Source organism: Providencia hangzhouensis, from assembly GCF_029193595.2.
Lineage (GTDB): Bacteria > Pseudomonadota > Gammaproteobacteria > Enterobacterales > Enterobacteriaceae > Providencia > Providencia hangzhouensis.
Window position 1 is genome coordinate 2628716 of sequence record NZ_CP135052.1, and the last position, 24817, is coordinate 2653532.

The window sequence follows — 24817 nt, forward strand, 5'->3', positions numbered from 1 at the left end:
TATTTAAATATTTTTTTATTAAAAAAATGCATATAAATATTTATATGTATATCTATACTTATCGTTTGAGGAAAAAATGAAAAAAATTATTTTAGCAACTATGATTTCTGGTTTAATGAGTACATCTGCTTTAGCTGTTGATGCAGGGAGTGGAACGGTAACATTTTCTGGTTCTATTATTGAAGCGCCATGCTCTATTGCTCCTGGTGAAGAGAATCAAGAAGTTCCATTAGGCCAAGTATCTAATGTGACTTTAGATAACGGTGGTGAATCATCAGCACAACCATTTCAGATTAAATTAGAAGGCTGTAACCTAAAAGGTGATAATCAAGTTGCGGTAACTTTCAAGGGAACTGAAGCGGGGAAAGATACAGGTTATTTACAGATTACAGGTGATGCTACTGGTGCCGCAGTGAAGATCATGAATTCATCGGGTACTCAAATTAAAGTTAACTCTGGCGCAAAACAAAATTATGTTGAAGGGAATAACACATTAAAATTCCAAGCATCATTAATTGGACTTCAGTTAGTTGATGCGCAAAGCAAAGTTATTCCAGTAACACCAGGGAAATTCCAAGCAGTTACTAATTTTACATTAGCATATAATTAAATAAATTTTTATAAGATGCTATCTCACCACGGGGTTGATAGACCTCGTGGTGTATATTTTAATGGTTATAATATGATAACAAAGAAAAAAGAAGTTATTTTATCATTGTGTTTTTTTTTACTATTACCCTTTTTTAAAAATGCTTCTGCAAATAACTCAATGGATCTGATAATACAAGGTAGCATTATGGATACGGCATGTAGTATTGATACTGGTTCTTATGAACAATCCATTGACATGGGAATTTTACCACTATCATTAATACAGCAAAAAGGACAAGGACAAGCACATGATTTTTTTATTACATTAATTGGTTGCAAACTAACATCTTATACAGGTGAACCATGGAAAACATTTGAAGTTTCATTTGATGGGCCTGTTAATGGGGATTTTTTTTCAGTATCGGGGTCAGCACAAGGTATAGCACTATTATTAACTGATTCGAAAGGCGTACATATTTACCCAGGAAAAAAAACACTACCGAACGATATAAAAGCTGGGAAATATATTTTGAATTATCAGTTAAAAGTTATTTCAGATAAAACACCTTTACGTGCTGGGCAGTATCAAACATCACTGCGTTTTAAACTAGATTATTACTAAATAATAAATAAATTATTGTTAGATTTTAGGAATGTTTTATGTCTTCGTTACCTATTTATACACCAAAATTAAAATGGTTAAGTATTCTTATTGGATTAACAATCAGTTGTGTGACTTTAACTATCAATGCAGATAATCATATTGAATTCAATACTGATGTTTTAGATTTAGAAGACAAAAATAACATTGATTTAAACCAATTCTCTCGTGCGGGTTATATTATGCCCGGAGTTTATAACTTTACGCTAAAAATCAATAACGAACAAATATCTGACATTAGCATCCCCTATTATTCTGGTGAGTATGATCCTGATAATAGTCAGCCTTGTTTATCTCCAGAAATAGTTAAGCTACTCGGGCTTACTTCTGAGTCGCAAAAAAAATTAACATGGTGGCATGAAGGGCAATGCCTTAATGAAAACAGCTTGCCAGGATTATTGCTGCGCGGTGATTTAGCTACGTCATCTCTATATGTCAGTATTCCACAAGCGTACCTAGAGTACACATCAGAAAACTGGGATCCCCCTTCTCGCTGGGACAATGGAATATCAGCATTACTTATTGATTATAATGTGAATGCTAATGCCACTAATTCCTATAATGGAGGAGCAAATTCATCCTCAGTAAATAGTAATGGTGTTGCAGGTATCAATTTAGGTGCTTGGCGGTTTAGAGCTGATTGGCAAAGCCGCTATAACCATACAACAGGAAGCCAAGGACGTGACCAATCTGATTTCACATGGAACCGTTTTTATGCATACCGAGCTCTATCTGAATTAAAGGCTAAACTCGTACTGGGTGAAGACTATTTGGTTTCAAATATTTTTGATGGCTTTAGATTTATTGGTGCAAGCTTGCAATCTGAATTAAGCATGATGCCACCAAACTTGCGAGGATATGCCCCTGAAATAACAGGGATAGCACAAAGTAATGCTACAGTGACGGTCATGCAACAAGGACGGATACTGTATGAAACACAAGTTGCGCCGGGTCCCTTTCGTATCCAAAATTTAAGTGATGCCATAACAGGAACTTTAAATGTTGCCATTAAAGAGCAAGATGGTTCAATTCAAGAGTTTCAAGTTGATACCGCAAATTTGCCATATTTAACAAGACCTGGGCAAGTTCAATATAAATTTGCGCTCGGCCAGCCAACGAATACCGAGCGCCAAAGTGAAGGGGAAAATTTCATTACAGGTGAATTTTCTTGGGGTATTAGTAATGGTTGGTCTTTAATTGGCGGTAGTTTGAATAGCCAAAATTATAATGCGCTATCAATGGGATTTGGACGGGATTTACTCGCATTTGGTGCACTTTCATTTGATGTTACTCAGTCTATCGCCCGTTTATCCGGTGAAGGGACATTAAGTGGGAGCTCATACCGAGTTAACTATTCTAAACGATTTGAAGAGTTCGATAGCCAGATACAATTTGCAGGTTATCGTTTTTCAGAACGAAGTTATATGAGCATGAGTGATTTCTTAAATACCCAACGAACAGGGCTACGCAATTATGGAAGCAAAGAGCTATACACTATATCTGTAAATAAGAATTTCCAGGATATAGGGTTATCATTATATTTAAATTATAACCATCAGACGTATTGGGATAAAAAAGATAATGATTATTACAGTTTAATGCTATCGAAATATATGGATATCGGTCCAATAAAAAATATGAGTATTAGCTTATCTGCAAATCGTAGTTTTTATAACGGTGTGACCGATGATAGCGCTTATGTATCATTATCTTTCCCACTAAGTAATGGGGCAAATGTTGGTTATTCGATGAATACAAGCCGCTATGATACGACTAATCGTGTTTCTTATTATGACCGATTGGATGATAGAACAAATTATCAGGTAAGTGCAGGTGCAAATCGAAAAGGAGGAACCGCAAGTGCTTTTATTTCACATCAAGGGGACAATGCTCGTTGGTCAGCCAATGCGAATCATATAAATAACCAATATAGTGCTTTTGGCCTTTCCACTTCAGGTGGCTTGACCTTAACAGGAAAAGGTACGGTTGCACATAGAATAAATAATCTCGGGGGAGCACGTATATTAGTTGATACTGATGATGTTCCAAATATTACGATTCGTGGTATTGGTGTTCCTGTTGAATCAAACCGATTTGGGAAAGCAGTTATTTCAGATGTCAGTAGCTACTATCGAAATAAAGCGCAAATTGATTTAAATAAGCTACCTGATGATATTGATGCCCAACAATCTGTTATTCAAGCAACATTAACTGAAGGTGCTGTTGGATACCGTTCATTTTCGGTTATTTCAGGTCAGAAAATTATGGCTGTTATCGTACTTACTGATGGTACTCATCCACCATTAGGAGCTCAAGTAACAAATCATAAAAAGCAAAACGTAGGGATTGTAGGTGATTTAGGTAATACTTATATAAGCGGTGTTCATCCTTCAGAAATAATGAATGTCACATGGGGTAAAAATATGTCATGTGAAATAATTTTTCCCTCTGAATTAATGAATCAAGAAATTCAAGACAATTTATTACTTCCTTGTAACTAGGCAGTAAAAAACAAACAAATAATTATTTAATTTAAATAGATGAAATTAATGTATAAAGGTAATAACCAAGTGAATATCAAAAAAATATTAACAAATGTTTTTTTAGGGTCATTAGCCCTAAGTGGTTTTTCAGAGGCTGCAGTATCATTAGATAGAACAAGAGTTATCTTTGATGGAGAGAACAAGTCAATCTCTTTAAATATTAACAATAATAATAAGCAACTTCCTTATCTTGCTCAAGGTTGGATTGAAAATGAAGAAAGTAAAAAAATAACATCACCATTGATTGTATTACCACCGGTTCAACGATTAGAACCAGGGAAATCTAGCCAAATGAAAATTGAAGCTTTACCTGATATAAAAAATTTACCTCAGGATAGAGAATCATTATTTTATTTTAATATGCGAGAGATCCCACCGAAGAGTGATAAACCAAATACTTTACAGATTGCATTACAAACAAAAATAAAATTATTTTACCGTCCAGAAGCAATTGCACCACAGCAAAACAGTGCACCATGGCAAGAAAAAATGCAGCTTGAGAGAAAAGGAAGTGTTGTTTTTGTTAAAAACCCAACACCTTATTATATCACAATAATTAATGCAGGGGCTCATGAAAATACAGATGCAAAAGAATTTACTCCAATTATGATTTCACCCTTTAGTGAAATCAATATTGGAATGACAAATGAGCAACTAGGTAACACCCCTGTAATTACTTATATTAATGACTATGGTGGTCGTCCAAAATTAGCCTTTGATTGTAAAAATACAATCTGCTCTGTTACTAAAAAAGATCATTAAATAAATAGCAAAGGAATATAAAGCTAAATGAGGACATATTTATGAGCTTAAGAATATACCACTGGCTACGTTCAAAACATGTGGTCATTTCACTTTGCTTAGCCACAGTATTGCCGGCAACTGCTGACAATAATAATCTGTTTAGGCCTACAGATGGTTGGGAGGTTGATGGCCAGCATGGAGTCATTCATGTTTCAGGTTCTTTAACTGAAAACCCATGCGAATTAGCCATGAAATCTAGTAACCAATCAATTTCACTAGGAAATATATCATTCAGTGATTTAAATTCTTCTGAGCAAGTGATGCAGCCTATTCCATTCCAAATTGAGTTGTTAAATTGCCTGCAAGTTCAAAGTGAGCTTCAAAATTTCCAAACTGGAAAAACGGTATGGAGTAGCACACAGCCTGCGGTCAAAGTTAAATTTTTAGCAGTAAGTGAACCTGAATATTCGAATATTATTCGAGTCAATGGAGCATACGGCTTTGGGTTGCAAGTAGCAAATTCAGCAGGGAAAATATTACCAATAGGTAAAGAAAGTAACCCAACGTTAATTGCATCAGGCCAAAATAACTTAACTTATTATGTCTCAGCTATCCGAACGTCCGGCCCACTCATACCTGGTGCTTTTTCTGCATTAATTGCTTTTGAAATGCTATATGATTAACGTCATAGCATCGCAATAATAATTTATAAAAATTGATAGGTAATAGCGTAATGCTAAAAAATAAAAACATTTATCTTATAAAAATATTGATGCTAGCTTTACTATTCATAATTAATAGTAAAGCTAACGCAAGCCCATTAAATCCTAACAGTATATATACAACAAGTATAAAGCATCCACTAATTAGTGATGCATACAATGTTATACCAAAAACGTTAGGTCCTTATTTTTTGTATATTCCAGATGAGATCAAAAACAGCACAAATACTGAGTGTAATATTACAGTTATTGCAACTGGTCGCTCATCGACAGGCTCTATATACGCTATGTCAACACCAGATATTACTCTACTATCTGGGTTTAGTAGTATATATAATCAAGGTTTAGCTAAATACTATTCAGTCACACGAAACACACCAAAGCACTGTAGTGAGGTGCTACCTGATTTTGGCGTGAAATTTGGGCAGTTTAATGTTAGTTATATCAATTTCTTCGATTATTCTGCATCTGCAACAGGTTATGCCGATACCTGTTTACAAATAATTGTGAATGACAAAACTGTAGGAACAACCTGTTCAGTTAATGTCCCTGAAATCCCTGTATTGCCTTCTTGCAATGTATCTATGCCATTAACTATATCTCATGGTAATGTCAATTCAAATAATATAAATGGAAATATTGCAAAAATTGACGGAAGTATATCATGCACTGGCGATATGAGCGCCACATTCCAATTTTTACCTGAAAATAAAATTGATTTATTACATGGTGTAGAAAGCCAATTAGATGTATGTGTCTCAGGAAAATGTATGTCAAATAATTTAGTTCAAACTGAGATTAAAAAAAATACTAACTTACCATTCTCCATTAGCTCAACTCTATCTGCATTGGGAAATCCTGAGCCAGGTTCGAGGGTTGGAAATGCTATTCTATCTGTTGTAATTAATTAATAAAAATAAATTATTTAATTTATTGATTGGAGTATAAATAATTATGATATTCTTAATTCAAATAATAAAAGAAAGATTACTTTTACTATTTGCAATACTCACGAACACACTAATTATTTTTTTTAGTGGATTTTGTATTGCAGAAACCTATACATTAACAATTAAGGTAGATGTTATTGAAAGCACTTGTGATGTATATGGTGAAAATGGCCCTGGACAACCTATTGAGGTCTCATTTGGTGAAATAAATCTAAATAAGTTTACCAGTGAACGCTATACAAAAAATATTGACTATCATTTGGATTGCGGAAATAAATCATCCAGTAATCCAAATCTTAAATTAAAGCTTGAAAGCTCTAGTGCTGGCTTTAATACTGATTTAGTTGAAACATCCAACCCTAATTTAGGTCTAAAAATTCAAGCAGATAATACGCCTTTATTACCTAATGAATATCGTAATTTTACTTACTATGCACAGCCAGTATTAACTGTGTCCCCAGTTTTTCATGAAGGGAAAGAAATTGAACTAGGTTTATTTACCGCTTCTGGAATATTGAAAGTGGAATATCAGTAATAGTTTGTTTAGCTTTCAAATGATTATGCACGGTCGAAATTTTTATCGTGAAGGTAAGGTTTATCTACATCATCCCAAGCCAATCAAGTCAGCTTCACCTATAACGCTCTTTGGCATATTATCCAAAAAAAGGAAATACGACTTTATGTCACTTTATAGTAGTCATTGCGAAGTAAATTTTTTGTATAAAATTATTTAACTTTAATAAAAGTACGCTATTTTATTTGATAGATTTAATTAAATGAATATACTGCGAGTACAAAATAAACCATTAAATATAAAAATACTATAAATCAATAAAGCAAAATAACGGTTTAATATATAACACCACAACTTAATGTTAGATCGTTCTAAGTACCGTAAGATTATTGAAACAGCATAAAGCTTGGGTGGTTGCCTTGATTTTATGCTGTTTTTCTATTATTACCTTATCGCAAGGCTAATTTGCGTTCCTATCTTCTATAATCATCGCTGCTGCGCGTTCTGCAATCATGATCGTTGGGGCATTTGTGTTTCCACTTGGAATTTCAGGCATCACAGAACAGTCCACGACACGTAAGTTTTCAATACCATGTACACGTAACCGCAAGTCAGTCACTGATGTTGTAGTATCCGTTCCCATACGGCAAGTTCCCACAGGATGGTAAACCGTTTTACAAAAATTTCGGACAAACTCTTCAAGTTGAGCTTCATCATGGCGCACCGACGCTGGCGGCATTAGAACTTCTTTGCTTAATACTTGTAATGAAGGGCAATCCAATACTTCCAGTCCAAATTTAACTGCCCGTTTGCAACCTTCCATATCTTCAGGTGACGCAAGATAATTAGCATGTATCTTTAGTGGTGCTTGTGGGTCTGCGCTGCGCAATAAAACTTCACCACGGGACTTAGGTTGCAGGTACCCGACCTTTAAAGAAAAGCCGTGGGCGGCGGGTAGAGGTTCGCCAGGAACATCATCCCAACTATCTAAAATAGGTAAAAAATGAATTTGTACATCAGGACGACCTTGGCTGCAACTGTCTTTAAATGCAGCGCCTTCTAAAACGTTAGAGGTGAGCAGTCCACTGCGAAATGCTATCCACTCTACCCCGTGTTTAATCGCATTTAGACCTTGGTCTGCGCCGAATAAGCTAATTGGTTGCTTAGTCGTGACGTTAATTGACATATGTAGGTGGTCATGAAAATTTTGGCCAACAGGCAGATTCACATGAGTATCAATCCCCAACGAAGATAGGTGCTCCTCTGGCCCGATTCCTGACAGCATCAATAATTTTGCAGAGCCCATCGCACCAGAACAAACCAATACTTCGCAACTAGCGAATGCCTCAACTTCATGGCCATTTTTCCCTTGATAAGCAACACCAATAGCGCGGCCATCGCGAATTATAATACGGTTCACTTGAGTGCCAAGCTTTAATGTCAACTTATCATTCTTTTCCACTGATTTTAAATAGGTTCTTGATGTACTGGCTCTTTCTCCATTATGCGTTGTCGTCTGGTAAAAGCTTGTTCCTTGCTGGCTTTCTCCATTAAGATCATTGAGATAAGGAAGACCATGCTCTTGTGCTGCACGAATAAATGCCATTGATAATGGGTGCCGATATCTATTTTCACTGACAGGAAGTGGGCCTTCTGTTCCATGATGTTCCCCTGTCAGGCTTTCATTGTTCTCTGCTTTTTTAAACCATGGCAATACATCCGCATATCCCCAACCTTCACAACCATAGTTTAGAGCCCAATTATCATAATCTTGTTTCTGTCCTCGGATATAAATCATTCCATTGACAGAACTACTTCCCCCCAATACTTTCCCTTGGGCAATTTGCATTTTACGGTTATTAGCATGAGGCTCTGGCTCAGTTTCATAAGGCCAGCTTTTTTGGGCGATAATTTTAGCTACACCTGCAGGCATACGAATAAACAAATGGTTATCGCTATCGCCCGCTTCGATAAGTAATACTCTAGATTGCGTTTCTTGGATCAACCGAGCAGCAAGAACACAACCGGCAGAACCCGCACCTACAATAATATAATCATATTTTACTGCGCTCATTTGTCACCCCGCCAAATAAAATAAACAATTTATTTTTATTTGCTTAACAATAGCGCCTTTAATTCATTAATGTATGAACAATATTCCGCATATGTGATTTAAATCAAAAATAATTTCTTATGTAATTATTTTATAATCTCAATAGATTCTGTTTATTAAAGAAAATTTTTAATTAAGATAAATATTTAAACCTTAGCAATATTCATTAATAAATGAATATTTTTGGGTGGTTTAATGCAAGACTTAGCAATACAGGACTAACTGCCTCATCTTGCCCTATTGGCCTTTAATATAGTTAACGCCAAATCATGCCATGCTTTGGCACGACGGCTTTGGTGGTGGTTTTTTACTGTCGCTAAAGCAATATCGTAAGCCAATATTGGCTCAATAACTGGAATAACGGATAATCCCACTGAACTGGTATTCTGCCACATACTATCTGGCAGTAGCGTTACCCCTACCCCGGCTCTTACCATGGCAGTTACCAAATCTAAATGGCTACTGCGTCCGGAAATAGTGGGCTTTTTGCCATAAACACCGCAAGCACTGACAACCAGTTCATTAATTAGAAAATCATCAGAAAAGAAAATAAAAGGCTCATCGACTATTTCACTAAATTTAACAAATTCACGGATCGCGAGTGGATGTTGTTTGCTGACTAATAGCATTAATCGGTCCGTTGAAAAGGGGTGTACTTCAAAGCGGTCATCAGCAAAAGGTAACATCACCGCGGCAGTTTCAACTTCACCATTTAACATTGCCTCACGCATTTTTCGGGTACCTAACTCAAGAATTTTCAGTTCCACCTGTGGGTAACGTTGGCTAAAAGCCATAATAATGTCAGCAAAATAGGTCGATGCTATCACGGGAGGTAGCCCAACAGGTAGCACACCAGATATAGGACCCGACCTTTCCTGTAACGCTTTCTTCATACAGCTAAACTGTGAAAGAATTTGCTTCGCATGAGCCAATAAAATGTCCCCTTCCTCCGTTAATTTAACGCCATCGACTTCCCTAATCAGCAAGGTATAACCAAGCTCATCTTCTAATTTTTTAATACTGCGGCTAATCGCCGGTTGCGTTACAAATAAACTTTCTGCCGCACGACTAAAACCATTGAGCTGTACGACTTCAACAAAATAACGTAATGAACGAATGTCCATTCCACCCCCTATGATTTTTAGTTATAGATAGAATGAGTTTAAGTGATTTCCTTTAAAGCACAATAAACGATAAAAATAATTCAATTTAGAATTATTAGCTAAGCAATTAATGGAGATCAGCATGATGAATAAGACGGTTATCGAATACGTATTGGACAGACTTTACCAAATCGGTATTCACGATATTTTTGGTGTTGCTGGTGACTACGCATTCCCTATTGAAGATGCAGTATGTGAAAGTGAAAATATGCGCTGGATTGGCAACTGCAATGAACTTAATGCTTCATATGCTGCAGATGGCTACGCCCGCGTGAAAGGTGCAGCGGCATTATCGACGACTTTTGGTGTCGGCGAACTTAGTGCTTTAAATGGTATTGCAGGCGCTTATGCCGAACATCTTCCCATTTTTCACCTTGTTGGTATGCCAGCAAGTGGGGTTCAAAAAAACCACCGTTTAGTTCACCACACTCTAGGAAATGGTGATTTCGATGTATTTTATCAAATGAGCCAACACTTAAGCTGTGCTCACGCTATTTTAACGCCTGAAAACTGTATTGCCGAGACAGAGCGCTTAATTACAAGCGCTTTACAAAAATCTCGACCCGTTTATTTAGGTTTCCCTTCTGACTACGCTGTTATGCCAGTTAAAGCAGATAAAACATCTGAAACTATCACTATAAATAAAAGTCATAGCAGGACATTATCAGCTGCCGTTACAGCTATTGTCGAAAAGCTCACATCGAGTACAAAAGCCTGCATTATTCCTGGAATTTTAACAGCACGTTTCGGCTTAACGACTGATGTTGAGGCTATTATTCAGAAAACTGGCCTACCCTATGCCACTATGTTTATGGATAAAGGGGTCTTAAGCGAATCTAACTCTCGATATATGGGGATTTATAACGGAAAACTAATGAATCCTGAAGTGAGAGAATTTGTCGAGAGTTGTGACTGTGTTATGGGGATCGGTGCAGTATTAACGGACTTCAACTCCGGCAGCTTCACGGCAGCTATTGCCCCTGAAAGCTGTATTAACATTCTTTCTGACCGCGTGAAAGTGGGCTCTGCTATCTATCCAAATGTATTGATGAAAGATGTGTTACATAAATTAAAAGAACTTGTGCCCTCACTGAACCATGTTGGGATCAAAGCCCAAGATTTAGGATCTCCACAACAAGGTGAAAATGGCCAAATTACTGCCTCATATTTGTACCCTCGCCTAGAAAAAATGTTCCGTAAGAACGATATTATTATTGCAGAAACGGGAACTGCATCCATGGGGTTAGGTTTTGCTTTATTACCTGAAAATGCACAGTTTCATAACCAAACCTTGTGGGGCTCTATCGGTTGGGCCACTCCTGCTGCATTTGGTGCAGCAATAGCTGAGCCACACAAACGGGTGATTTTAGTAACTGGAGAAGGTTCTCACCAACTCACTGCCCAAGAGATTAGCCAGTTTGCCCGTTTTGGCTTAAAACCCATTATTTTTGTCCTAAATAATGACGGCTATTTAATTGAGCGGCTTTTGTGTAAAAACCCTGAAGCCTATTACAACGACTTACCCCAGTGGAATTATGCACAGCTTCCCGCGGCATTAGGCTGTAAAGATTGGTATTGTCAGCGTGTTACCAACTGTATTGAATTAGACAATGCGATTAAACAAGCCGAGCTATCGAACCATGCGGCCTATATCGAAGTGATCATGGATAGATATGCGGCATCTGAGCTTGCTGAAAAGCTTGGTAAATCAGTAGCATCTTTATATTCATTTTAAATTGACAAATTATGGCAGCCATAGCGCTGCCAATGTATTTATGATTCAAATACCAGCCCTACATCGTCCCGTGATTGATGCAATATTTTTGAAACAATTAATGCTAATTCAAGCAATTCATTACATTTAGCATGGCTTTTAGTGCCAATTTGCTCACGAAAGAATGCAAACTCATAGACCATATGATTGATTGTTGTATCCCGAGATACGCTGGATATTTCCCCGTCAATGCAAACCTCGACTGACTGGCAAAGACTTGGAGCCCCCTTGATACAAATATACCCTTTGGTACCTTGAATAATAAAGTAACCAGGGCTCGCCGAATCTTTCGCTCCCACGCACGATGTAACTGAACGCCCAAAATGGGCGGTTAATATCCCTGATGTATCAATTCCATTAAACCCTTTATTACAAATATAATGGCTACTATCGGGTGCTCCCATCAAGGCCGATAACAAATAAATGTTATATAGATTAATATCATAGAGTGCACCGCCTGCTTGCTGTGGGTCAAAAGCGGCATGAATACGGCCTTGTAAATAGTCATTGTATCGACTTGAATATTGGGAGTAATTACCGTGAATCACTTTGATTTCACCAATTTTATCAATATGTTGTTTGATAAAATGAAATTCAGGAGTATGAATAGACGTAATGGCTTCAAACAAAAAAAGCCCTCTAGTCTGTGAAATGGAAATTAACACCTGCAATTGTTGCCAATTTGGTGTAAACGGTTTTTCGCATACCACATGTTTGTCGGCCATCAATGCATCAAAGGTATACTGAAAGTGCAAATGATTTGGCAAACCTATGTATATCACCTCAACATCAGGGTCTTGCAGGAGTTCTTGATAATCAGTATACAACTTTGCTATACCAAATTGTTGGCAAATAACCTGCCCCTTTTCAATACTTTCCGCCCGAACACACAGTGCAACTAGCTCTATCCCCTGCACCTGTATTAAAGCATCAAGAGCCGACATGATTATTTTTCCAGAACCAACTAGCGCGAGTTTCATCTCTGTTATCCATTAAAGAAAGTGAATTTCATTCTGCCATAAGGCTCATTATTTAAGAAATGCCTTCGATGCTTTTTTGATAACCTCTGCCATTTCCGAATTTTCCCCTTAAAAAATCAATAAAAGTGACGCATTTTTTCGCTGAAGGTTCTTTTATTTATTGCTGGTGTACGAATCAATTTCACTAGGTGAACCAAATAACCGCCATAAATGACGATTAGCTTCCCATTTACAATCATTTCTATTCGCGTTGTCATCAAAATTTTCTTATTTTAGATTTCCTATAACCAATTGTTTTATATTAAAAATACTTCACTTTCATTTTTATCACTGAAAAATACCTTTTTAAAACCCTAACTCACCTCACAATTTATTAACAACTCTCTTGAATCATTTTTTATTATTCTCCATGCTAATTTTATTAAATAAACCAATGGTTTACTGTATGAACCAGTCGAGGTTGATATGAAAGAAAATATTGTCACTGCCGTTGATGATGCTTTATTGTTATTGATGCTATTAGGTGAAAAAAACAATCTTGGGTTAAGTGAACTTGCACGCTTATCTGGCATGAATAAATCCAAGGTATACCGCTTATTATGCACACTGGAAAATCGCCATTTCGTACAAAAAAACGAAAATCCGGTTACTTATCATTTAGGCCATCAATTATTAAGCTTGGGGAATTGCGCTCGCCAACAAATTAACTATATCCAAGTCGCAGAAGTTGAAGCAGAGCAACTACGTCAACGTTTTGATGAAAATATTCAAATGCGTATACGTGACAACGATGAAATTTTACAAGTTCTTCATAAGCCATCAGGACAATCACTTCAAGTGCGCAGTGAAGCTGGTAATCGCCGACCGTTAGGATCTGGGGCTTCAGGCAGAGTGCTATTGGCTTACTCACCTAAAGATGTTCAAGCACATTTTATTGAAAAGAACCCCTCTATTGAAAAATCTATTGTAACCATACGCTCACAAGGTTTTGCAATTACCCGGGGTGAATTAACCGCAGGTATTGGTGCGATCGCCGCACCTATCTTTTCACAACATGGGGAATGCATTGCTTCACTGAGTATTAGCTTACCTCTAAGCCGTTTTTCTGATGAAAAAGAACAAGATATGACTGAACAACTGCTTCTGTCTGCTTTACGTATATCGAGGCAGCTCGGTTACGACTCATAATTAATACAATAAAAGAGACAACATCATGCAACCAACAAACAGCACAATACAAAGCCCATCTTCACCACCAGGCTGGCAAATGAACCCGGTTTTAGTAATGTTAACTATAGTTATCATTGCCTTTTTAATGACTTATTTTGTTAATTCAGGCCAATATGAGCGTGATGGCAAGAAAGTTATTCCTGATTCTTACCAAACTATCACTAAAGACATTACGTTAGAGCAATTATTAGGCACTGAGAAATCGGAGGAAGGTACTGCCGCTCCTGTCAGTTTGCCTCAACTATTTAAAGCGATCCCCGAAGGAATTGTTAAGCAATCGCCACTTATATATATGGTGCTATTCATCGGAGGAATGTTTGGTATTCTCAATAAAACAGGGGCTATAGAATCAGGGCTAGAGCGATTGCTCCATGTTACCCGAGGCAATATCTACTTGTTAATCCCTTTCTTAATGATTGTATTTTCCATGGGAAGTACCTTTATGGGGTTGGCCAAAGAGTATCTTTTGGTTATTCCCATGGTTATAGCCTTAGTGAAACGCGTTGGGTTGAATGAACTTATTGGGCTTGCCATTGTAGCTATTGCGGTTAAGGTAGGATACCTCGCCTCCATCACCAACCCATATGCACTTTCTATCGCACAACCGCTTGTTGGTTTACCCGTGTTTAGTGGTTTAAGTATGCGAATTGCGGCGTACCTTATTTTTATTACACTCGGTATTTTATTCGTTTTCTATAGCATTCGTAAAACGACACTCACAAACTATGTGGTTGAAGAACATAATCAAACCACACAATTAACCCATCGCCATAAACTTATGTTAATTGTCTTAGCTATCGGTGTTGCATTTTTAGTCTATGCCTCTAATCGCTGGCATTGGAAAAATAATGATTTATCTGCTTACTATTTATTCTTAAGTGTCATTTTAACTTGTTGTAGTGGTTTGACCGCAAGTGCCGCCGCTAATGCATTTGTCAGTGGAATGAAAAAAGTCCTCATCGCAGGGGTGTTAATTGGGTTAGCGACTGCTGTCGAAATTATTCTTTCTCAAGGTAAAATTCTTGATACCATTATTCATCAATTAGTTGGGCTTGTCGGTAATCACGGTCCTTATGTTTCATCATATAGCATGTTTATTTCCCAACTATTATTAGACATTGCTATTCCATCTACTTCTGGGCAAGCCGCTGTCACAATGCCAATTTTAGGCCCCGTTGGTGAAATTTCTGGTGTTTCCCCTCAAACAACGGTTTTTGCATTTTTAATGGGTAATGGGCTAACCAATATGATCACACCAACATCTAGTGGGTTATTGATCTTTTTAGCTACAGCCGGTGTCAGTTGGACCACCTGGGCAAAATATATTTTACCGCTTTTTATCATTTTTATGGCAATCAGCATTGGTTTACTGAGCGTCGCCGTTACCATAGGGTATTAGTAAGATGGATATGAAGAATTACCGAATAGAAATGCGTGATGGAATAATGCTATCAACCGATATTTACTTTCCACAAACTCAATCAACTGCATCTTTTCCCGTTATTATAGAGCGAACCCCCTATGATAAAACCGCACCTTCTCGTTCGGAAAAAACGGTATCAGGCCAGCAAATAACACGCCAAGAAATGGCGAAATACTTCAATAAACATGGTTTTATTGTCGTGTATCAGGATTGCCGTGGACGTTATGAGTCCGAAGGAAAGTTCACAAAATATATTAATGAAGCTGAAGATGGTTTTGATACATTACAATGGATTATGGAACAACCCTGGTGTAATGGCAAAATAGGCTCAATGGGTCTCTCTTATGCCGCTCATACACAATTAGCGATGGCGTGTTTAAATCCACCAGGTTTACAGACGATGGTGCTGGATTCTGGCGGTTTTGCCAACGCCTACCAATGCGGGATCCGTCAAGGGGGGGCTTTTGAACTCAAACAAGCCACTTGGGCGTTTAAGCAAGCTAAACTAAGCCCACTCGCCCAACAATCTCCCGAAATTTTAGCCGCACTCGAACAAGAAAATATCCATGAATGGTTTACGACAATGCCATGGCATCAAGGACAAACATTGCTTAAACATGTTCCTGAATATGAATCATATTTATTTGAGCAATGGGAAGAAGAGTGTTTTTCCGATTATTGGCAGAAAATAGGCATTTATGCCGAAGGCTATTATGACCAAATACCGGATATCCCAGTGTTATTTATGTCTAGCTGGTACGATGCCTATGTCAGTTCAACATTAGATAACTACTATGCATTTGTTACCAAAAAACAATCACCGCAAAAATTGATCATGGGGCCTTGGCTACATGGTGACCGTAATATCACGCATAGTGGCGACGCAGAGTTTGGTGATATCGCAGCATTTGACCACAATGTTAGTGAAAGTTGGTTATCTTGCCGTTTAAACTGGTTTGAAACTCACTTAAAGGATAAGAGCGCCAAAAACCATCGTGACGAAGTAACAATATTCATGATGGGTGGTGGAAGTGGTAAACGCAACCAACAAGGACGTATAGAGCATGGGGGAAAATGGCTTAGCCACCATCAGTGGCCTTTGCCAAATACTGAGAAAACTGCGTATTATCTGTGGCCAGATAACAAATTACATCATCAGCCCTACACTAAAACAACCACAATATCCTATTGTTATGACCCTAAGCACCCAGTGCCTACCATTGGCGGTGCCTTAACCTCAGGTCAGCCTATATTTTGGGGTGGGGCTTTCAATCAATGTGAATTACCAAAGTTTTTTGGTAGTAAGCATAATAACTTACCCCTTTCTGCCCGCTGTGATGTATTAGTATTCGAAACCGAAGAATTACAAGCAGATGTCTGTTTAGCAGGTGAAATTGAAGTGTCGCTTTGGATAAGCAGTGATGCATTAGATACAGATTTCACTGCAAAACTTATTGATGTTTACCCTCCCAGTGCCGATTACCCTCAAGGCTATGCCATGAATATTACTGATGGCATCATCCGTTGTCGTTTTCGGCATGGTTATGAACGGAAGGAATTATTAACCCCAAATGAAATTGTCGAAGTAAAAATTAAGCCGTTTGCCTGTGCAAACCGTTTCGCAAAAGGACATCGTATCCGATTAGATATTTCTAGTAGCAATTTCCCTAAATATGACTTCAATACAAATACAGGTAAAACTATCGCGGGTGATAGAACCTGGAAAATAGCTTGTAATAGCCTACATATTTCTAGCGAATACCCGTCAAAAATCATTTTGCCCGTGCTCAACGAAACTTAAAAATAATATAATTAACCAATAAATTTGCCCGCTTTAACTGCCAACACCACTAAAGCGGGCTATATGAGAAGATAATTATTCCGCTTGAACCCAAAACACACCATCCCCCTCTAGGGCAGTAAAGGTCTGGTGTAAATAATCGCTATCTGCCTGTGGGTCAAGGTCTGCAAACAACTCTGGGTGGATAAATTTTGCAATCGCTTCCACCGCAATAATGTTAAATGGCGTATCGTAGTATTGCTGGTATAACGCTAATACTTGCTTGTTTTTGTAAGCAGATAATGAACGAAACTTAGGGCGATCCATTAGCTTACTCAAGCGAGCTAAAGACTTTTGTTTATCCCCCGTATAACCTAACGGCACAGAAGCACTACCTTTACGGGTACTATCCCAATCAGCTGCGGTCATTAAATAATAATCAGGGTTGCTGTGAATCAATTGTTCTTCACTGATTTCCCCACCCATTCCAATACTAAACCATTGTGAACCAAGGTTATTCCCGCCTGCCGTTTCAACAAATTCGCCAAAATTACCATTACCGAACGTTTTACAGCAATAATCTTCCCCTTGGATACCAGCAGCTCGTTCAATGAATACGCTTGGACGCTGCTCTTTGCTAAGTTTAGCCACTCTTGAACGGATTAAGTCTAACTTTTGTTGATAAAACTGATTAAATGCTTGTGCTTGTTGTTCCTCACCGAATACTCGGCCAAGTAATGCCATACTCGGCATGGTATTTTTTAATGGATATTGCCTAAAGTCGATAAAAATAACGGGTAAACCACTTTTTTCCAATAACGATAAGGTGCCACTTTCAGCAAGCTTACTTTTTAAGCCAATATCAAAAATTAACAAATCAGGTTGAGCGACTAAGGCTTTTTCAACACTAAAATCTGTCGTATAAGGGTTGGGAAAAACAGGGATTTGACTGAGTTGTGGAAATTTTTTGCTGTACGCAACACTCAAATCAGGCGCTTTTTTAATTAACGCATCATCCCAAGCAATAATCCCTTTTAATGGGTCTTGCGGATGTAATATATTTAACGCAACTAAAACACGGCTGTCCGCCAGCATCACTCGAGATACAGGGGCATTAACCGTCACATCCCTACCCGCAATATCCGTCACAGTGATAGGTGCCGCCAAACTATTAGTTGAAAATAGTAGGCTAACAGCACTAAGAATCAGCACGAATGCATTGATAAGTTTTCTCATCATCATTGTTCTGCCTTATTTTTATTAAAATTTTACGGATGCTTGAACATAGTAAGTTCTTGGCTGCCCCACATAGATACCATAATTGTTATCCGTAGAACGTGTAAAATAAGTTTGATCAAAAAGATTTTTAATACCAGCAGATAGCGTTAAATCAGACAAACTTTTTCCAAAATGGTACTCGCCTCGTGCGTCCCACACCATATAACCGGGGATTGTTCCGTATCGGCCATCAGCACTTGGTTTTGTTACATAATGGCTTGATGTTCCTGGCGATTCTTGAGTAGATTGTGCATAAGTATTTAAGTTCCATATCCAATTACCAGTTTCATAACGGCTACCTGCGGTAAAGACTTGCCTTGAATAAAACGGTAAATCCTTATGAGCGAAATCCCCTTTTTTACTTACCGCTTTAGTGTAGGTATAAGTACTATACACACTTATACCATCCAATTTATCGCTCAGCTCAGACAGGTTATACCTTGCCGCCAATTCCACACCTTGATGAGTTGTGGCTCCCAGATTTGTCCAACCCGTTGTATTTTCAACGTAAAGTAGTTGGTCATCGAAATCGATATAAAATAATGTCGCTTCAAGAGATAGCGCAGTATTATCGTATTTAGTCCCTACTTCATAGTTATGTGCTTTTTCTGCACTTAACCCATTTGCGGGTGAATTCCCTACCCCTTTCGTATTCAACTGAAAATACTGCAAACTGCCAAATGACGTACTCGCATTGGCAAATAGTTTCCATTCATCATCAATGTGATAGATCACCGCTAGCGCAGGAAGCGGTTCGCTATATCGCTTACTTCTGTTTTGGTTTTTAAAACTGTCATTTAAATGAATATTAATGTTCTCATAGCGGATCCCTGGGATCACCGTCCAATTACCAACATCAATGGTGTCATCAAGGTAAATAGCGTGGGCTTCTGTTCCACCTGATGTGTGTTGGTAATAATCATTAGTACTCGGCCGCGAACTTTGAGTGCCGGCTTGGTACCAATTTGAACGGTAAGCTTTTTCGTCTGCGGTTTCATTTAAATAACGGTATCCCACCGTCACTTCATGTGAAATATCATTAAAACGGAATAATTGTGAATAACTCGGTTCAATTGCATACGCGGTATAGTGACGAGGGTAAGAAACTAACCGTCTTTCATTCGCTTTATCTTTATGGTCACTTTCTATATAACTCCCCCGATAACTTTTACTAAACCATGTCATTAACTCAAATTGTTTATCATCTTCTTCATGTTTATATTTCAATGACATGTCTTGTCGATTTCCTTCAAAACGGTCATAAGGCCGTGTTGATTGGAATGGGTCAGCGTTATATTGCGCTTGAGTTAGCCCACCTGGCATACCTGACATTGCATGATAATAATGAAAATTAGCCAGTAACTCGTCGTTATCGGTTATGGCATAACGTGTTTTTAAAATCAGGTCATCAATATCTGTATTATCATTGCTTTTACGGTAGCCCTGCCCATGTAACCCTGAATACAGCAGTATCGCTCCCGCAGAGTCATCGGCTTTTGAGCCCCCCACGGACGCATCGACTAGGGTTTTGAGCCCTCCTGTTTTAGCCCCTTGGGTTTGTAACGAAACACCACCAGAAAAGTCTTTCGGGATAGGTTTTGTCACAAAGTTAATGACGCCCCCCACATTTTGTGGCCCATAACGTACGGAAGCTCCTCCGCGGATCACATCAATAGATTCAATACTCCCTAGTGATAATGGCGACATCGACAGCTGAGGTTGGCCATAAGGAGCTGCCGCTAGTGGCATACCATCGAGTAAAATCGTTGAGCGGAGTGAAAGGCGTGAGGTTAACCCACGAACCCCAACATTCAAGGAAACATCGCTCCCACCTGTCCCGTTACTTTCTCGTACCTGCACACCGGGTATCCCTTTCAATGCATCAGCAATGGTTTCACTGCCTGATTCTTTAATTTGTTGTTGCGTTTTTACCGTTCGAGCACCTGGGTGATTAAATACCACCTCACCATCTTCAGTATTTTCAAGCCAATTGCCTGTAACTGTAATCTGATCATTTTTTGGATTATCAACAGCAAATACATGATAAGGCGCTAATGCCGCTGAAATAGCTAATGATATGAATAGCTTGCTAGTTTTTAAATTCATAAGGAATAAGCAATAAAGGAGATTAAGAGAGATAATGATAATTATAATCATTACAAACAATCAACTTAATTTACTATTTATTTTGAAATTATTCTGTTTTAATTCCTTATTATATAAAGGGTTATTGAGAGTGAAGAAAGCTAAAAAAACCGAAGGGAGATTCCCCTCGGTTCATATTATTGGTAAACATTATATAATTAGAGGCAAATATCATTTTGCCTCTAAAGGCATTAACCACCCAGCGAGAAAAATACCACTCGGCCAACCCCCTCACCAACAAAAATACAGAGTGTTGCCAGTGACATAACAAATGTTGCATTTACATTGCGCCCATTTTTTTGGCACAGTAAACGGCCAACAAACAAGATTCCTAATGCAATAAGTATAACTCTAACAATGCTTAAGTTCACTAAACCCTCAGGTAGTTCACGCGGCGTCATTCCCATATAAATAGGCTCCCCGATATTTCCGAGTAGAGATAATGTGCCCAGCAGCATAAGTAAGATCCCAATAACACCAATACCAAGTGTAATTTTAACCACTCGCTTTAATTGCTCTTCTTTATCATTGCGACGTAAAGAACCTACCAGTAATAATGCCGCTATCACGCCACCAACCAGTAATACCGCCCCAAAGAAACTGGCGTAGGTAAATAAGCCATTCCAGAGATTAAACAAGGTGTTAGCATACAATGCTGACATTGCGTACATATAGATAATACCTGCTAACGCACTAAGCAACAGTAGCAACGCGTTCGCTTTTTGTTTCAGCAATAGCAGCGCGACACTGAAAAATAATAGCGCCATATAAATTGCAGTCGCCCACACTTCGCGACTCATCCATGAGGTCGATACATGCAACATGGTATAAAACATGTGTAGCGGGTTACCCATATGAAATAATGAACCCAATAACCCAACACAACCCAGAACAAAACTAGCTAGAATAGGCAGTTTAATAAACTGGACGCTTTGTAGGTTATTTCCGCCTTCAAGCACACGAAAATAGCATACTAATGAAACTAACAAGCACCCCACAGAAGCTTGCATAAATAAGGTGAAAATCACCAACGGAAATTCATGCATGATAATTCTCCTTATCCTTTTGTACCGACAACTAGGTTCGGTTTGGTAATACTTGAGCTAGGTAGCCCGGCAATATCTGCATTCGAGCCATATTTTTTACGTAATTCGCTAATTAGACCGAACTCAATCGCACGCATAGGGCAAGAATCAACACACATTGGATTTCCTCCTTTTTCACGGAGATCAAGACAAGTGTCGCACTTAGTCATCATTCCAATACTGGCATCAAACTGAGGTGCTTCATATGGACAAGCCCACGTACAATAGCGGCAACCCACACATTTATCATGGTCGACTAAGACAACGCCATCTTCCTCTCGTTTGTGCATTGCGGTGGTAGGACAATGACTTACACATTGCGGATCATCACAATGGTTACAGGCAATAGACAAGTGCCAAGTCCGAGGACGTGGATACTCCCCCACTTCAATATCATACACACGGCGAAAGTTGCGCCCGACTTCAAGGTCATTTTTGTCTTTACATGCAACAACACAGGTCTTACAACCAATGCAAGTGGCAACATTAATATAAAATCCGACTTGTTTATCCATTTCTTATTGCCCCCTAAAATATAATACGCTGTGGAATTGCTGCATCTGGAACTAACTGGTCACCATGCCATTTTTCGATATTACATAGCATCGTGTTCCACCCTGATGTACCAAGCCCTGTAGGGACTTGAATGGTTAGCGTATTGTCGGCCCCCGCCATATCTATCCCTGTTTTTTCGTCAACATTGGTCCAACTGCCATGGGGTAATGCGACCACGCCCGGCTTCATCGTTTGTGTCACCAATGCAGGACGAACAATCTTCCCTTGTGGGCTCGTTATCAACACAGTTTCACCGTGTTTAATACCTAAACGTTTCGCATCAGACGCATTGATATAAATTGGGCTTGGCCACTGCTCACGTAACCAAGGCACATTATCAAGCGTGCTGTGAGAGCGGCGTAAATAGTGTGGATTATAGATTTGGAATGGGTAATCCCCTTTCTCCTTCTTCGAGAAATCGCTAAAGCTAGCCTCGTAACCACTTGCAGACGGAATATACTCAGGAATTGGTGGTAATTTAGTCCAGCCACACTCATCGGCTTTTTCGACTAATGTTTGGCAGTAAATTTCAAATTTGCCACTTGGTGTTGGTCGTGGATTGGCCTGTGGGTCGCGAATGAAATCTTCATAGGCAATATAGCCATAGTTATCACCAGCCGTCCGTTTTACTTGGTATTTCCCAACAGTAAGAAATTCATTGAGGGTAATTCGCCCCTGTTGTGGCTTGCCTGTTACTTGCCATTCATCAATGTCCGCTTGAGTGATTGTGATTAATGGTTCTGTTGTCTTACCATCTTCACCAATGATTGTTGCGCCATTGAGTTTATTGAAAAATTGTTGTTTTTCCGAAACAGGAAAAACTTCATCGACATTAATACCTAGACGCTTACCTATTTCTTTGGCGATCCATTGGTCACTTCTCGCTTCATAAAGTGGTGGCGTTACATTCACCGCAGCTATCATAACTTCACGGTTACTTGGATTTAATATGGTTCCTTCACGCTCCCATTCAGTCGTCACCGGTAAGACAATATCCGAATATTTGGCGCAAGTATGCGGAACATACGCTGCGGTCACAACCAATTCCACATCTTTACGGTAGGCCTCAACGCTTTGCGAAATATTGGCTCGTGTTTGTAACGTGGCATTGAATGGATGAATGATCATTTGGATATTTGCATCGACATCTCCCACACCACGTTGGCGGAATTTTTTCTCTAATAATGCACGGTTAAGCTCATTGTGATTGATTTTTAAACTGACTGGGTTTGGTACTGAAGGTAGCCCACTTGCTCCCGCCATAACGAGCCGCGTGCCATTATTTCCAGCAGCGAAATGGCAACTAACTCCTGTCATCCGGCCAGGCCTTCCCATATGGCCAGTCATAAAGCCTAAGGTTGAGAATGCTTGCACCCACCCTTCACCATTATGAATTCGAGCAGGTGCCCAACCTGTAAGCAATGCGACTCGGTTAGTGCCACCGATTTCACGTGCCAAAGTGCGAATATCACTCACTGACAGCCCACAAATATTAGAGGCCCACTCAGGTGTTTTTGGCTCTCCCGTATAGGTGCCTAATAGATAATCTTTGAAGTTCCCCTTCGGGTCTGCGCCTGCGGGCATATTACTTTCATCAAAACCAACTGTGCAACGGCGTAAAAAATTCCAATCAATCAACGGACTGTCAGGGCTATCCATTTCTAATAGTGCGTACATAATACCCAGTGCTAATGCATGGTCAGTACCCGGATTGATGGGGTACCAATCTGCATCCATTAACTCTGCCGTCGTCGTATAACTTGGGTCAATGCTAATGAAGCGAGCCCCAGCTTTTTTTGCCTGATAATAATTATAGGTTGGGCTACCCGGGCTACTCCACGCTGGGTTTGCCCCCCACATCACGATCAACTGGGAGTTACGCATATCAAAACGGTCATTGGTACCAAAGGTATAAAATCCTTCAAGTAATCCTAAATGGGCTGGTGTTTCAAACCATGCTCCCCACGAGGTTGTTCCCCAATCCCCAACAAAACCCCCCGCTTTGGCGTAAACGTTTTGGATATCAACACCGTTACCACCCGTGATCCAAATAGACTCGTTACCATATTTTTCTTTAATACGTTTCGACTCTGATGCCACAATATCTAATGCTTCATCCCAACTGATGCGCACCCATTGGTCCCGTCCTCGTAAGCTTTTGTCCCCACCACCCGGGGCCCAGCCTTTACGCTTCATGGGGTATTTCAGACGATCCGCCCCAAAAACTTGTTTACGTTGTGAACGACCACGTAAACAACCTCGCTGTTGTGGGAAATCAGGAGAATCTGCAACCACATCATCTGTTTTTTGTCTAACAACGACACCATCGACCACCAATGCTTTATTAACACAGCGGCCACCACAGTTATGCCAACAGGCTACGGGTTTCCATTTCCCTTGAGTCACTGCATCAGTAGCTTGTGCAACCGCTTTTTCTTCCTCTGGTGTTGCCGCATATAATTGCTTACTCAGCGGTAACGTAGCCATTACTGATGCCGCTGATGTCCAAGCTATAAATGAACGGCGACTTAAGGCTATTTTCTGTCTTTCTGACATTGCTCTTACC

The 24817-nt window shown here is 39.1% G+C and carries 19 protein-coding genes; 11 read left to right on the forward strand and 8 right to left on the reverse strand.

Annotated features, from left to right (window positions below):
- Positions 1–76: 76 nt before the first annotated feature.
- The 7 genes from PZ638_RS11845 to PZ638_RS11875 all read left to right on the forward strand — a co-directional run bounded on the left by PZ638_RS11845 (position 77) and on the right by PZ638_RS11875 (position 6746).
- Positions 77–610: a fimbrial protein gene (locus tag PZ638_RS11845; RefSeq protein ID WP_094962509.1), complete on the forward strand. Its 534-nt coding sequence runs from the start codon at positions 77–79 to the stop codon at positions 608–610.
- 72 nt (positions 611–682) lie between these two features.
- A complete protein-coding gene (locus PZ638_RS11850) occupies positions 683–1213 on the forward strand; it encodes a fimbrial protein (RefSeq protein ID WP_241098301.1) in 531 nt (176 codons plus the stop codon).
- Between the two features lie 38 nt (positions 1214–1251).
- Positions 1252–3753: an outer membrane usher protein gene (locus tag PZ638_RS11855; protein ID WP_272674466.1), complete on the forward strand. Its 2502-nt coding sequence runs from the start codon at positions 1252–1254 to the stop codon at positions 3751–3753.
- Positions 3754–3801: 48 nt separating this feature from the next.
- On the forward strand, positions 3802–4557 hold the full coding sequence (locus PZ638_RS11860; RefSeq protein WP_272674468.1) for a fimbria/pilus periplasmic chaperone: 756 nt from the start codon (positions 3802–3804) through the stop codon (positions 4555–4557).
- A 41-nt stretch (positions 4558–4598) separates the two neighbouring features.
- A complete protein-coding gene (locus tag PZ638_RS11865) occupies positions 4599–5222 on the forward strand; it encodes a fimbrial protein (RefSeq protein WP_272674469.1) in 624 nt (207 codons plus the stop codon).
- 50 nt (positions 5223–5272) lie between these two features.
- Complete coding sequence (locus tag PZ638_RS11870; protein WP_272674473.1) at positions 5273–6172, forward strand: hypothetical protein; 900 nt, start codon at positions 5273–5275, stop codon at positions 6170–6172.
- A gap of 43 nt (positions 6173–6215) precedes the next feature.
- Positions 6216–6746, forward strand: coding sequence for a fimbrial protein (locus PZ638_RS11875; RefSeq protein ID WP_275612116.1), 531 nt, complete (start codon positions 6216–6218; stop codon positions 6744–6746).
- A gap of 439 nt (positions 6747–7185) precedes the next feature.
- On the opposite strand, the gene PZ638_RS11880 is transcribed toward PZ638_RS11875, so the two are convergent.
- Together PZ638_RS11880 and PZ638_RS11885 are read right to left on the reverse strand one after the other, a co-directional pair.
- A complete protein-coding gene (locus PZ638_RS11880) occupies positions 7186–8799 on the reverse strand; it encodes a GMC family oxidoreductase (RefSeq protein ID WP_094962502.1) in 1614 nt (537 codons plus the stop codon).
- 266 nt (positions 8800–9065) lie between these two features.
- Complete coding sequence (locus PZ638_RS11885; protein WP_094962501.1) at positions 9066–9962, reverse strand: LysR family transcriptional regulator; 897 nt, start codon at positions 9960–9962, stop codon at positions 9066–9068.
- Between the two features lie 124 nt (positions 9963–10086).
- On the opposite strand from PZ638_RS11885, the gene PZ638_RS11890 reads away from it, so the two are divergent.
- A complete protein-coding gene (locus tag PZ638_RS11890) occupies positions 10087–11736 on the forward strand; it encodes an alpha-keto acid decarboxylase family protein (protein WP_206277782.1) in 1650 nt (549 codons plus the stop codon).
- Between the two features lie 38 nt (positions 11737–11774).
- On the opposite strand, the gene PZ638_RS11895 is transcribed toward PZ638_RS11890, so the two are convergent.
- Positions 11775–12755, reverse strand: a complete 981-nt coding sequence (locus PZ638_RS11895; protein WP_206277780.1) for a Gfo/Idh/MocA family protein — start codon at positions 12753–12755, stop codon at positions 11775–11777.
- A 465-nt stretch (positions 12756–13220) separates the two neighbouring features.
- Here PZ638_RS11895 and PZ638_RS11900 point away from each other — a divergent pair, with 465 nt between their 5' ends.
- The 3 genes from PZ638_RS11900 to PZ638_RS11910 are packed head-to-tail and all read left to right on the forward strand — an operon-like array spanning position 13221 to position 17209.
- Positions 13221–13943, forward strand: coding sequence for an IclR family transcriptional regulator (locus PZ638_RS11900; RefSeq protein ID WP_004264067.1), 723 nt, complete (start codon positions 13221–13223; stop codon positions 13941–13943).
- Positions 13944–13968: 25 nt separating this feature from the next.
- The gene (locus PZ638_RS11905; RefSeq protein WP_050763789.1) at positions 13969–15384 is read left to right on the forward strand and encodes a YfcC family protein; all 1416 of its coding nucleotides are present in this window, start codon (positions 13969–13971) and stop codon (positions 15382–15384) included.
- Positions 15385–15388: 4 nt separating this feature from the next.
- Positions 15389–17209, forward strand: a complete 1821-nt coding sequence (locus tag PZ638_RS11910; RefSeq protein WP_206277781.1) for a CocE/NonD family hydrolase — start codon at positions 15389–15391, stop codon at positions 17207–17209.
- 75 nt (positions 17210–17284) lie between these two features.
- On the opposite strand, the gene PZ638_RS11915 is transcribed toward PZ638_RS11910, so the two are convergent.
- The 5 genes from PZ638_RS11915 to PZ638_RS11935 all read right to left on the reverse strand — a co-directional run bounded on the left by PZ638_RS11915 (position 17285) and on the right by PZ638_RS11935 (position 24807).
- Entirely contained in the window at positions 17285–18427 is a 1143-nt protein-coding gene (locus PZ638_RS11915; protein ID WP_172412280.1) for an ABC transporter substrate-binding protein, read from the reverse strand.
- A 21-nt stretch (positions 18428–18448) separates the two neighbouring features.
- Positions 18449–20572, reverse strand: a complete 2124-nt coding sequence (locus tag PZ638_RS11920; protein WP_206277783.1) for a TonB-dependent receptor family protein — start codon at positions 20570–20572, stop codon at positions 18449–18451.
- 230 nt (positions 20573–20802) lie between these two features.
- Complete coding sequence (locus PZ638_RS11925; RefSeq protein ID WP_172767270.1) at positions 20803–21657, reverse strand: dimethyl sulfoxide reductase anchor subunit family protein; 855 nt, start codon at positions 21655–21657, stop codon at positions 20803–20805.
- 11 nt (positions 21658–21668) lie between these two features.
- Positions 21669–22211 carry a DMSO/selenate family reductase complex B subunit gene (locus PZ638_RS11930; RefSeq protein ID WP_004264054.1) on the reverse strand — a complete coding sequence of 181 codons (543 nt, stop codon included), beginning with the start codon at positions 22209–22211 and terminating at the stop codon, positions 21669–21671.
- Positions 22212–22224: 13 nt separating this feature from the next.
- Positions 22225–24807 (reverse strand): molybdopterin-dependent oxidoreductase, encoded by a 2583-nt coding sequence (locus PZ638_RS11935; protein ID WP_206277903.1) that lies wholly within the window; start codon positions 24805–24807, stop codon positions 22225–22227.
- Positions 24808–24817 lie beyond the last annotated feature (10 nt).